This window comes from Flavobacterium sp. (genome assembly GCF_028712645.1).
GTDB lineage: Bacteria > Bacteroidota > Bacteroidia > Flavobacteriales > Flavobacteriaceae > Flavobacterium.
Map to the genome: position 1 here is coordinate 1 of NZ_JAQTPQ010000110.1, position 11,283 is coordinate 11,283.

Sequence of the window (11,283 nt, forward strand, 5' to 3'; positions counted from 1 at the left end):
ATGATATGATGTGGAAAAGAAACCCCTTCAAAGCGGTTACTTTTGTTACCAATCATGATACAGATATAATTTGGAACAAACAATTGGCTTACGCTTATATTCTAACGCATGAAGGATATCCTACCATTTTTTATAGAGATTATGAAGAATGGCTAGACAAAGCAAAACTAAACAACCTAATATGGATTCATAATAATAAAGCTACAGGAACAACATCAATTTTATATGCTGATAATGATGAGTATATTGCTAGAAGAAATGGCTACAATGGAAATCCTGGATTAGTGGTTTATATCAACAATTCATCAGCTTGGCTAGAAAGATGGATTCCTACCAATTGGACAAATACCCAAATCAAGGACTTTACAGGAGCTTCTACTTGGTATCCTACAACCCAAGGAGACAAATGGGTAAAAATTCAATGTCCGCCAAATAGTTATACTGTTTGGTCTCCAAATATTTAACATAAGAAAACTAAACGTAAAAGCTCCCACAAAAAAGGGAGCTTTTTTTATGAACATAAACATTTGAAAAAATGTTTACTTTTTCAAATTTTCGATAAATTGATCAAATAAATAAGATGAATCGTGAGGGCCAGGACTAGCTTCTGGATGGTATTGAACAGAAAAACAGTTTTTGTTTTTCATTCTCATTCCAGCAACAGTTCCATCATTTAAATGAAGATGTGTGATTTCCATATCAGGATGATTGTCAAGCTCTTCTTTGTTTACTGCAAAACCGTGATTTTGAGAAGTTATTTCCCCTTTCCCAGTAATGATGTTTTTTACAGGATGATTTATTCCTCGGTGGCCATTAAACATTTTGTAAGTAGAAATACCATTTGCCAAAGCAATTACTTGATGTCCTAAACAGATTCCAAATAATGGTTTATCATTTTCCAAAATTTCTTTTGCAACTTCAATGGCACTAAAAAGCGGATCTGGATCACCAGGTCCATTTGACAAGAAAAACCCATCAGGATTGAATGCTGCCAATTCTGAATATTTTGAATCGTATGGAAATACTTTGATATAACAATCTCTTTTTGCAAGATTACGTAGGATATTAGTTTTTATTCCTAAATCCAATGCAGCGATTTTGTAAGTTGCGCTTTCGCTTCCATAAAAATAAGGTGCTTTGGTAGAAACTTTTGAAGCCAATTCCAAACCTTTCATATCTGGAACTTTTGCCAAGGCAGCTTTTAATTCATCAATTGGTGTTCCATCTGTACAAATCACTGAATTCATTGCTCCATTGTCACGAATATAACTTACCAATCCACGGGTATCAACATCAGAAATACAGATTAAGTTTTGTTTGATAAAATAATCTTCCAAACTCTCAGTAGCATCTTCACGAGAGTAATTGAAGCTAAAATTTTTACAAACCAATCCAGCTATTTTGATACTTTTGGATTCAATTTCTTTATCATTTACCCCGTAGTTTCCAATGTGAGCATTAGTCGCCACCATTATTTGTCCAAAATAAGAAGGATCCGTGAATATCTCTTGATATCCCGTCATTCCAGTATTGAAGCAAACTTCGCCAAAAGTGGTTCCTGAAATTCCAATGGATTTTCCATAAAAAATTGTTCCGTCACTTAATAATAGTATGGCACTTTGTCGTGTTGTGTATTTCATTCGTCGTAGTTATTGTTTTTCATTGGTCTTATGGAACTTCGCTATGCTACGTTTCATCAGTAGTTAAATATTTTGCAAATTTAATTTTTTAAAGCAGTGAAAGCAACGTTTTTTGAAAATATATATTTTTTGAAAAAATCAAAAAAAAAGGACAAACTAATAAAAGTTTATCCTTGTTTTTTATAGAATGATTATTTTCATAATTATTCAGCAGCTTCTGTTGGCGTTTCAGGTTCAGCAGCTGGAGCTTCTGTCTCAGCAACAGGTGCTTCAACAACTTCATCCGCTTTTTTAGCTTTACCACCACGACGGCTTTTTGCTTTTTTAACTTCTTTTTTACCACCATTGTAAAGTTCATTAAAATCTACTAATTCGATCATTGCCATATCAGCATTATCTCCTAAACGATTTCCAACTTTAATGATACGAGTGTATCCACCTGGACGGTCACCAACTTTTGCAGCTACGTCTCTGAACAAGTCAGTTACTGCATATTTGCTACGTAAGTAAGCAAAAACGATACGACGATTATGAGTCGTGTCATCTTTAGATTTTGTTATTAATGGCTCAACAAATTGTTTAAGCGCTTTTGCCTTAGCAACAGTAGTGTTAATACGTTTGTGCTCGATAAGAGAACAAGCCATATTAGCCAACATAGAACTTCTATGTGCAGTCTGTCTGCTTAAGTGATTGAATTTTTTTCCGTGTCTCATTGCTATGTAAATTTAAACCTTTGAAGGTTTAGATTATTCTTTATCTAGTTTGTATTTTGCTAAATCCATTCCAAAGTTTAAATTTTTAATTGCCACTAGTTCGTCTAGTTCAGTTAAAGATTTTTTACCGAAATTACGGAATTTCATTAGGTCATTTTTATTGAAAGATACTAAATCCCCAAGTGTATCAACTTCTGCCGCTTTTAAGCAATTTAATGCTCTTACAGAAAGATCCATATCAACAAGTTTGGTTTTAAGCAATTGTCTCATATGCAATGACTCTTCGTCATACGATTCTGTTTGTGCGATTTCATCAGCCTCAAGTGTGATTCTTTCGTCAGAAAACAACATGAAATGGTGAATTAAAACTTTGGCAGCTTCTGTAAGTGCATCTTTTGGATTGATAGAACCATCAGTTTTTATTTCGAAAACTAATTTTTCATAATCTGTTTTTTGCTCTACACGGAAGTTTTCTATTGAATACTTAACATTTTTTACAGGAGTAAAAATAGAGTCAGTAAAAATAGTTCCAATTGCAGCATTTTGTTTTTTGTTTTCCTCAGCAGGAACATATCCTCTACCTTTTTCGATAGTTAAATCGAAATGTAGTTTAATTTTAGGATCTAAATTACAGATTACAAGTTCTGGATTCAAAACTTGGAAACCTGAAATAAATTTCTGGAAATCACCAGCTGTTAATTGATCTTTACCTGTTACAGAAATAGTAACTGATTCATTATCTATATCTTCAATTTGACGTTTGAAACGTACTTGTTTAAGATTAAGAATGATTTCGGTAACGTCTTCAACAACTCCTGAGATAGTAGAAAACTCATGATCTACACCTTCTATTCGAACAGATGTAATTGCATAACCTTCTAATGCTGAAAGCAAAACTCTTCTAAGTGCGTTACCAACTGTCAATCCGTAACCAGGTTCTAAAGGTCTAAATTCAAATTTACCTTCAAAATCGGTTGAATCGATCATGATAACTTTATCGGGCTTCTGAAAATTAAATATTGCCATAATTTCGACTAAGTCAATTATTATTTGTTGTACAACTCTACGATTAATTGTTCTTTAATGTTTTCTGGAATTTGAAGTCTAGCTGGTACAGAAACAAAAGTACCTTCTTTAAGTTCGTTATTCCAAGTAATCCATTCATAAACATGACTTGAATTAGACAAAGAGCGTTCGATAGCTTCTATTGATTTAGATTTTTCACGAACAGCAACTTTATCACCAGGTTTAAGGTGGTAAGAAGGAATATTTACATTTTCCCCATTAACAGTGATGTGTCTGTGAGAAACGATTTGACGAGCACCTCTTCTAGAAGGAGCAATTCCCATTCTATAAACTACATTGTCCAATCTTGCTTCACACAATTGTAATAAAACTTCACCAGTAACACCTTTAGTAGCTGATGCTTTTTCGAATAAATTTCTGAATTGTTTTTCTAAAATTCCATAAGAATATTTAGCTTTTTGCTTTTCCATCAACTGAACAGCATACTCAGATTTTTTTCCTCTTTTTTTAGCCATCCCGTGTTGTCCAGGAGGGTAATTTCTTTTTTCGAAAGCTTTGTCGTCTCCGAAAATTGCTTCGCCAAATTTACGGGCGATTCTTGTACTTGGACCAGTATATCTTGCCATTTTAAATTGTTTAAGATTGAGATTATGAATTCAGGTCTTATCCTTCGATAATCGATATTCAATCTAGGTTATACTATAAATTATTTTGAGTACTAAACTCTACGTCTTTTTGGAGGACGACATCCATTGTGAGGCATTGGAGTAACGTCAATGATTTCAGTTACTTCAATTCCACCGTTATGCAAAGAACGAATCGCAGACTCACGTCCGTTTCCTGGTCCTTTTACATACACTTTTACTTTTTTAAGTCCAGCTTCTAACGCTACTTTACTACAATCTTCTGCTGCCATTTGGGCTGCATACGGAGTGTTCTTTTTAGAACCTCTGAAACCCATTTTACCAGCTGATGACCAAGAAATAACTTCACCTTTTTTGTTTGTCAAAGAAATGATGATGTTATTGAAGGTAGCAGAAATATGAGCTTCTCCCGTTGATTCAACGATAACTTTACGTTTTTTTGCAGTTGCTTTAGCCATATTACTTATTATTTAGTTGCTTTTTTCTTGTTGGCAACAGTTTTTCTTTTTCCTTTTCTTGTTCTAGAGTTGTTCTTAGTTCTTTGTCCTCTTAATGGAAGACCAGATCTATGACGGATACCTCTATAACATCCAATATCCATTAAACGTTTGATGTTTAAGGAAATTTCTGAACGTAGTTCACCTTCAATTTTGAAAAATGATACAGCTTCACGAATTGCTCCGATCTCGTCGTCATTCCAATCTTGTACTTTTGTATCTTGGCTAACTTGAGCTTTTTCTAAAATCTCAACTGCTCTACTTTTACCAATTCCGAAGATGTAGGTTAAAGCGATAACTCCTCTTTTGTTTTTTGGGATATCTACCCCTGCTATTCTTGCCATAATTATCCTTGTCTTTGTTTAAATCTAGGATTCTTTTTGTTGATTACGTATAATCTGCCTTTTCTTCGTACAATCTTGCACTCGGCACTTCTTTTTTTAACTGATGCTCTTACTTTCATTTTGAATATCTTTAATATCTATAAGTAATTCTTGCTTTTGACAAATCGTAAGGACTCATTTCTAGTTTCACTTTATCACCAGGTAATAATTTGATGTAATGCATACGCATTTTTCCAGATATATGAGCAATTACTATATGTCCATTTTCTAACTCAACACGGAACATTGCATTTGACAATGCTTCAATTATTGATCCGTCTTGTTCTATTGCTGATTGTTTTGCCATAAGATTAAGCTACTGCTTTTCTATTTTTTCCACTTTTCATCAAACCATCATAATGTTTGTTCAACAAATATGAATTGATTTGTTGTATCGTATCGATTGCGACACCAACCATAATTATTAATGATGTACCTCCAAAAAACATTGCCCAAGATTGTTGAACATCCATAAGACTTACAATAATTGCTGGGAACACAGCGATAAAAGCAAGAAATAAAGACCCTGGGAAGGTTATTAAAGACATCACTTTGTCAAGAAAATCAGAGGTGTCAACTCCTGGTCTGATACCTGGAATAAAACCACCACTTCTTTTCAAATCATCGGACATTTTGTTTGTAGGAATCGTAATCGCAGTATAAAAGAATGTAAACACAACAATAAGTGTTGCAAAAACAAAATTATACCAAAATCCGAACATATTACTAAAAGCACCAACGATTGATTGTGAAGCATCTGATTTAGACAATCCTGCTACAGCAGCAGGAATGAACATAATTGCCTGAGCAAAAATGATTGGCATAACACCAGCTGCATTTAATTTTAATGGAATCCATTGTCTGTTACCTCCCATCATATCTTTTTCGAAATCACCTGATGTAGTACGACGCGCATACTGAACTGGGATTCTTCTGATTGCCATTACTAGCAATACACAAGAGATAATGATTAATAACCAAATAATAATTTCGACAACCAATAACATTGGTCCACCATTATTATTAGTAACTCTGGCAGCAAACTCTTGAATAAAAGCTTGTGGCAATCTTGCCAAAATACCAACCATAATTAATAGTGATATTCCGTTTCCAATTCCTTTATCAGTGATTTTTTCTCCTAACCACATAGCAAATATTGTACCTGTAGTCAAAATCACTACCGAAGAAAATACAAATTCAACAGAGTTAAATCCTAACAAGAAAGCACTACTAGGTAATGTTCTGTATAGATTGTAAATGTATCCTGGTCCTTGAACCAATGTAATCAAAATTGTTAACCAACGGGTAATTTGATTAATTTTCTTAGTTCCGCTTTCTCCATCACTTTGAAGTTTTTGCAAATATGGAATCGCAATTCCCATTAACTGAACAACAATTGAGGCAGAAATATAAGGCATAATACCTAATGCGAAAACTGAAGCTTTAGAAAAAGCACCACCAGTAAACATATCCAAAATAGAACCTAATCCTTTTTGGGTTTGCCCTGCTAAACTATTTAATTGTGTAGCATCAATTCCTGGAAGCGTAACATGTGCTCCAAAACGATAAACGATTAAGATTCCTAATGTGATTAGGATTCTGTTTTTTAGTTCCTCGATTTTCCAAACATTACTTATTGATTCAATAAATTTCTTCATACTGATTGAAAAATTATATTGTTACAGCTTCTCCACCAGCAGCTTCAATAGCAGCTTTTGCAGTAGCAGTAAATTTGTGAGCGGTTACTGTTAATTTAGCTTTCAATTCTCCTCTTCCTAAAATCTTAACGATTTCATTTTTAGTTGCCAAACGATTTGCTACATAAACAGTCATATCAACTGAATTTGTTACAATACCATTATCTACTAATAATTGAAGCGTATCAAGATTTACACCTTCGTATTCTTTACGATTGATGTTTGTGAAACCAAACTTAGGTACACGTCTTTGAAGTGGCATTTGACCCCCTTCAAAACCAATCTTTTTAGAATAACCAGAACGAGATTTTGCTCCTTTGTGTCCACGTGATGCGGTACCACCTTTTCCAGAACCTTCTCCTCTACCTAATCTTTTATTTTGATTGTGTGTTGACCCTTCAGCAGGTTGTAAGTTACTTAAATTCATAACGTGTTTGTTATTTAGCTTCTTCTACAGAAACTAAGTGTTTAACTTTATTTATCATTCCAAGGATAGTTGGATTTGAATCGTGTTCTACAACTTGACCCATTTTACGAAGACCTAAAGCCTCTAATCCTCTTTTTTGAGTTTGAGGACAGTTGATTTTACTTCTAACTTGTTTTACTAATAATTTAGCCATAATTTCCTTGAATTAACCTTTAAAAACTTTTTCTAAAGAAACGCCTCTTTGTTTTGCAACAGTATGAGCACTTCTCATTTGTAATAAAGCATCAAAAGTTGCTTTTACCACGTTGTGAGGATTTGATGATCCTTGAGATTTTGACAATACATCATGTATTCCAACTGACTCAAGTACTGAACGAACAGCTCCACCTGCAATAACTCCTGTACCATGAGAGGCAGGGATTAAAAATACACGTGCTCCACCAAATTTACCTTTTTGTTCGTGAGGAACAGATTGCCCATTCAAAGGAATTTTCACAAGATTTTTCTTTGCATCTTCTACTGCTTTCGCAATTGCTTCAGAAACATCTTTAGATTTTCCTAATCCGTGACCCACTACTCCGTTTTCATCACCTACAACTACAATTGCAGAAAACCCGAAAGCTCTACCACCTTTTGTAACTTTGGTAACACGATTTACACTTACCAAACGATCTTTTAATTCAAGACCACTAGGTTTTACGATTTCAATATTTTTGTATTTACTAGACATACTTATTAAAATTTAAGTCCAGCTGCTCTCGCGCCTTCCGCTAATGATTTAATACGACCGTGATATAAATAACCTCCTCTATCGAAAGTTACAGTTTCAATCCCAGCTTTTAACGCTTTTTCTGCAACTAGTTTTCCAACTGCTGTTGCAACTTCTACGTTTGTACCTTTTCCTATTTCTTTTTCTCTTGATGAAGCAGCTAGTAAAGTAACTCCATTTACGTCATCAATAAGTTGAGCATAAATTTCTTTGTTACTTCTAAATACAGAAAGTCTTGGATTAGTAGCAGTACCACTTATCGTTTTTCTAATTCTGAATCTAATTCTTTGTCTTCTTTCAGGTTTTGTTAATGACATAATGTTATTTTTTAAGCTGATTTACCTGCTTTTCTTCTTAATACTTCACCTACAAATTTAACACCTTTTCCTTTGTATGGTTCTGGTTTGCGGAAACCTCTGATTTTCGCAGCCACTTGACCTAAAAGTTGTTTATCAAATGATGTTAATTTCACAATTGGGTTTTTACCTTTTTCAGATATAGTTTCCAAAACTACTTCTGGAGCTACTTCTAAAACAATATTGTGAGAAAATCCAAGAGCTAAATCTAATTTTTGTCCTTGATTTGAAGCTCTATAACCTACTCCTACCAATTCCAATTCTTTAGTAAAACCTTCTGTAACGCCGATAATCATATTATTGATTAAAGATCTGTACAAACCGTGTTTTGCTCTTTGGTCTTTGTGATCAGATGATCTGTCCACTTGAACTTGATCTCCTTCAACTGTTACAGTCACATCTGAATATTCCTGTGTAAGTTGACCATTTTTTCCTTTTACTGTAATAATACCATTTGCAACTTCAACAGTCACTCCGGTAGGGATTACAACGGGATTTTTACCTATTCTTGACATCTCTTATAAGTCTTTTAATTAGTATACGTAACAAATTACTTCACCACCTACATTCAATTGTTTTGCTTTTTTTCCAGTCATAAGACCTTTAGAAGTTGAAACAATTGCAATTCCTAATCCGTTAAGGATTCTTGGGATGGAAGAAGAACCTGAATACTTACGTAAACCTGGTTTACTAATTCTTTGGATATCTTTAATTACTGACTCTTTAGTATCTTTATCATACTTCAAAGCGATTTTGATTGAACCCTGAACAGAGCTGTCTTCAAATTTGTAACTTAAGATATATCCTTGATCAAATAAGATCTTAGTTATTTCTTTTTTTAGATTAGATGCTGGAATTTCGACAACTTTGTGGTTTGCAGCCACAGCGTTTCTAACTCTCGTCAAATAATCTGCAATAGGATCTGTATACATATGTATTGATTTGCGGTAACGGTTTTCAACAGAACTATTCTATTGAACCTGAAACCAATTTATAAATGTTTGATTACCAAGAAGCTTTTTTAACTCCTGGAATTAATCCGTTGTTAGCCATTTCACGGAATGTTACACGTGAAATACCAAATTGACGAATATATCCTCTTGGTCTTCCTGTCAATTTGCAACGATTGTGCAAACGTACTGGTGAAGCATTTTTTGGTAATTTTTGCAAACCTACAGAATCTCCAGCTTCTTTCAAAGCTTTTCTTTTCTCAGCATACTTCGCTACCGTTTTTTCTCTCTTCACCTCGCGGGCTTTCATTGATTCTTTAGCCATGTCTTAATTCTTTTTAAAAGGTAAACCTAATTCAGCCAATAACGATTTTGCTTCTTTGTCCGTAGCTGCAGAAGTTACAAAAGTAATGTCCATTCCAGATATTTTATTTACTTTGTCAATATCAATTTCTGGGAAAATGATTTGCTCTAAAACACCAAGATTGTAGTTTCCTCTTCCATCAAAACCAGTAGCTTTAATTCCACTGAAATCTCTAACACGTGGCAAGGCAGAAGTAACTAATCTGTCTAAAAATTCATACATTCTTTCTCCACGCAAAGTAACTTTTGCTCCAATAGGCATCCCTTTTCTCAATTTGAATGACGCAACGTCTTTCTTTGAAATAGTAGATACTGCTTTCTGTCCAGTGATCTTTGTTAACTCATCGACAGCATAGTCAATTAGTTTTTTGTCAGATACAGCTGCACCAACTCCTTTACTCAAAACGATTTTTTCCAATTTTGGAACTTGCATTACGTTTGTGTATCCGAATTCCTCTTTAAGAGCAGAGATTACTCTGTTCTTATACTCTTCTTTTAGTCTAGGTATATATGCCATTACTATAGTACTTGATTAGATTTTTTTGAAAATCTTACTTTCTTATCTCCTTCAACTCTAATTCCTACTCTAGTTGTTTCCTTTGTTTTAGGATCAATTAAAGATATGTTAGATATTTGTATAGAAGCTTCTTTTTTTACAATACCACCTTGAGGGCTTTTTGCACTTGGTTTCGTGTGTTTTGAAACCATGTTTACACCTTCAACAATTGCTTTATTTTTCTCACGGTAAACACGTAGAACTTTACCTTCAGCACCTTTATGGTCTCCAGCAATTACTCTTACTATGTCACCTGATTTTATTTTTAGCTTTATCATCTTAAAATAATTAAAGCACTTCTGGTGCTAATGATACAATTTTCATGAATTGTTTTTCACGAAGTTCTCTTGCTACTGGACCAAAAACACGAGTTCCTCTCATTTCACCAGCAGCATTCAACAATACGCAAGCGTTATCGTCAAATCTAATGTATGAACCGTCGGCTCTTCTCACTTCTTTTTTGGTACGTACAACAACTGCAGTTGAAACAGCTCCTTTTTTTACGTTTCCGTTTGGAGCAGCATCTTTGATAGAAACTACAATCTTGTCACCAACAGAGGCATACCTTCTTTTGGTACCTCCTAAAACACGGATAGTTAAAACTTCTTTTGCTCCCGTATTATCTGCTACTTTTAGTCTTGATTCTTGTTGTACCATAATTATTTAGCTCTTTCAATGATTTCAACTAACCTCCAACATTTTGTTTTACTCAAAGGACGAGTTTCACTAATCCTTACAGTATCGCCAATGTTACAGTCGTTATTTTCGTCGTGTGCATGATACTTTTTAGTTTTCAACACGAACTTACCGTATAGTGGGTGTTTTACTTTTGTTACTTGTGCAACAACAATGGATTTATCCATTTTGTCTGAAGTGACAACCCCAACTCTTTCTTTTCTTAAATTTCTTTTTTCTTCCATCTTTCAGCAGAATACAGTTATTGTAACTCTCTTTTAGTAAGTTCTGTAGCTAATCTTGCAACTGTTCTTCTTACACTTCTAATTTGAAGTGGATTCTCAATTGGAGAAATAGCGTGAGCCATTTTTAAGTCGGCATATGCCTTCTTAGTTTGGTTAAGTTTTTCTTGCAACTCTGCTGCAGAAAGATCTTTTATTTCTGATTGTTTCATAATATATAATTAATTATGCTTCGAAATCTCTAGCAACAACGAATTTTGTTTTACAAGGAAGTTTTTGAGCTGCAAGACGTAACGCCTCTTTTGCAACTGACAAAGGTACTCCTCCAACTTCAAACATAATTCT

23 protein-coding genes are annotated in these 11,283 nt (G+C 34.1%); 1 reads left to right on the top strand and 22 read right to left on the bottom strand.

All coding sequences use genetic code 11. The features are described 5' to 3' along the window. The coding region (locus tag PHC28_RS09830) for an alpha-amylase domain-containing protein (protein WP_300099366.1) at positions 1-464 on the top strand (464 nt) is incomplete at its 5' end. Positions 465-539: 75 nt separating this feature from the next. On the opposite strand, the gene carA is transcribed toward PHC28_RS09830, so the two are convergent. The 22 genes from carA to PHC28_RS09940 form a co-directional block, all read right to left on the bottom strand. Beyond that, positions 540-1,640, bottom strand: a complete 1,101-nt coding sequence (gene carA / locus PHC28_RS09835; RefSeq protein ID WP_300099369.1) for a glutamine-hydrolyzing carbamoyl-phosphate synthase small subunit — start codon at positions 1,638-1,640, stop codon at positions 540-542. A gap of 203 nt (positions 1,641-1,843) precedes the next feature. Further along, positions 1,844-2,353, bottom strand: a complete 510-nt coding sequence (gene rplQ, locus PHC28_RS09840) for a 50S ribosomal protein L17 (RefSeq protein ID WP_300099372.1) — start codon at positions 2,351-2,353, stop codon at positions 1,844-1,846. A gap of 33 nt (positions 2,354-2,386) precedes the next feature. Beyond that, entirely contained in the window at positions 2,387-3,379 is a 993-nt protein-coding gene (locus PHC28_RS09845) for a DNA-directed RNA polymerase subunit alpha (RefSeq protein ID WP_300099375.1), read from the bottom strand. Between the two features lie 20 nt (positions 3,380-3,399). Further along, positions 3,400-4,005, bottom strand: a complete 606-nt coding sequence (rpsD, locus tag PHC28_RS09850; RefSeq protein WP_300099378.1) for a 30S ribosomal protein S4 — start codon at positions 4,003-4,005, stop codon at positions 3,400-3,402. Positions 4,006-4,097: 92 nt separating this feature from the next. Continuing rightward, positions 4,098-4,481 carry a 30S ribosomal protein S11 gene (gene rpsK / locus PHC28_RS09855; protein ID WP_024981527.1) on the bottom strand — a complete coding sequence of 128 codons (384 nt, stop codon included), beginning with the start codon at positions 4,479-4,481 and terminating at the stop codon, positions 4,098-4,100. A gap of 8 nt (positions 4,482-4,489) precedes the next feature. Further along, the gene (rpsM, locus tag PHC28_RS09860) at positions 4,490-4,864 is read right to left on the bottom strand and encodes a 30S ribosomal protein S13 (RefSeq protein ID WP_300099382.1); all 375 of its coding nucleotides are present in this window, start codon (positions 4,862-4,864) and stop codon (positions 4,490-4,492) included. A 2-nt stretch (positions 4,865-4,866) separates the two neighbouring features. After that, positions 4,867-4,983 carry a type B 50S ribosomal protein L36 gene (gene ykgO / locus PHC28_RS09865; RefSeq protein WP_073370549.1) on the bottom strand — a complete coding sequence of 39 codons (117 nt, stop codon included), beginning with the start codon at positions 4,981-4,983 and terminating at the stop codon, positions 4,867-4,869. 11 nt (positions 4,984-4,994) lie between these two features. Continuing rightward, positions 4,995-5,210, bottom strand: coding sequence for a translation initiation factor IF-1 (infA, locus tag PHC28_RS09870; protein ID WP_007136545.1), 216 nt, complete (start codon positions 5,208-5,210; stop codon positions 4,995-4,997). 4 nt (positions 5,211-5,214) lie between these two features. After that, entirely contained in the window at positions 5,215-6,561 is a 1,347-nt protein-coding gene (gene secY, locus PHC28_RS09875) for a preprotein translocase subunit SecY (protein WP_300099386.1), read from the bottom strand. 13 nt (positions 6,562-6,574) lie between these two features. Beyond that, positions 6,575-7,027 (bottom strand): 50S ribosomal protein L15, encoded by a 453-nt coding sequence (rplO, locus tag PHC28_RS09880; protein ID WP_300099389.1) that lies wholly within the window; start codon positions 7,025-7,027, stop codon positions 6,575-6,577. A gap of 10 nt (positions 7,028-7,037) precedes the next feature. Continuing rightward, positions 7,038-7,220, bottom strand: a complete 183-nt coding sequence (gene rpmD / locus PHC28_RS09885) for a 50S ribosomal protein L30 (protein ID WP_300099392.1) — start codon at positions 7,218-7,220, stop codon at positions 7,038-7,040. Positions 7,221-7,232: 12 nt separating this feature from the next. Continuing rightward, on the bottom strand, positions 7,233-7,757 hold the full coding sequence (gene rpsE, locus PHC28_RS09890) for a 30S ribosomal protein S5 (protein ID WP_300099395.1): 525 nt from the start codon (positions 7,755-7,757) through the stop codon (positions 7,233-7,235). A 5-nt stretch (positions 7,758-7,762) separates the two neighbouring features. Further along, positions 7,763-8,113: a 50S ribosomal protein L18 gene (rplR, locus tag PHC28_RS09895; RefSeq protein WP_300099398.1), complete on the bottom strand. Its 351-nt coding sequence runs from the start codon at positions 8,111-8,113 to the stop codon at positions 7,763-7,765. Positions 8,114-8,124: 11 nt separating this feature from the next. Beyond that, entirely contained in the window at positions 8,125-8,667 is a 543-nt protein-coding gene (rplF, locus tag PHC28_RS09900) for a 50S ribosomal protein L6 (protein WP_300099401.1), read from the bottom strand. 18 nt (positions 8,668-8,685) lie between these two features. Then, positions 8,686-9,084 (bottom strand): 30S ribosomal protein S8, encoded by a 399-nt coding sequence (gene rpsH / locus PHC28_RS09905; protein WP_300099404.1) that lies wholly within the window; start codon positions 9,082-9,084, stop codon positions 8,686-8,688. Between the two features lie 73 nt (positions 9,085-9,157). Next, entirely contained in the window at positions 9,158-9,427 is a 270-nt protein-coding gene (rpsN, locus tag PHC28_RS09910; RefSeq protein ID WP_073370557.1) for a 30S ribosomal protein S14, read from the bottom strand. A 3-nt stretch (positions 9,428-9,430) separates the two neighbouring features. Continuing rightward, positions 9,431-9,982, bottom strand: a complete 552-nt coding sequence (gene rplE / locus PHC28_RS09915) for a 50S ribosomal protein L5 (protein ID WP_133277482.1) — start codon at positions 9,980-9,982, stop codon at positions 9,431-9,433. Between the two features lie 2 nt (positions 9,983-9,984). Further along, entirely contained in the window at positions 9,985-10,299 is a 315-nt protein-coding gene (rplX, locus tag PHC28_RS09920) for a 50S ribosomal protein L24 (protein ID WP_035668111.1), read from the bottom strand. Between the two features lie 10 nt (positions 10,300-10,309). Continuing rightward, the gene (gene rplN, locus PHC28_RS09925) at positions 10,310-10,678 is read right to left on the bottom strand and encodes a 50S ribosomal protein L14 (RefSeq protein WP_100843387.1); all 369 of its coding nucleotides are present in this window, start codon (positions 10,676-10,678) and stop codon (positions 10,310-10,312) included. Between the two features lie 2 nt (positions 10,679-10,680). Next, the gene (gene rpsQ / locus PHC28_RS09930; protein WP_269241939.1) at positions 10,681-10,941 is read right to left on the bottom strand and encodes a 30S ribosomal protein S17; all 261 of its coding nucleotides are present in this window, start codon (positions 10,939-10,941) and stop codon (positions 10,681-10,683) included. 17 nt (positions 10,942-10,958) lie between these two features. Then, on the bottom strand, positions 10,959-11,150 hold the full coding sequence (rpmC, locus tag PHC28_RS09935) for a 50S ribosomal protein L29 (RefSeq protein WP_073370563.1): 192 nt from the start codon (positions 11,148-11,150) through the stop codon (positions 10,959-10,961). Positions 11,151-11,163: 13 nt separating this feature from the next. Continuing rightward, positions 11,164-11,283: ribosomal protein L16 (locus PHC28_RS09940; protein WP_300099428.1), on the bottom strand; the 120-nt coding region annotated here is incomplete at its 5' end.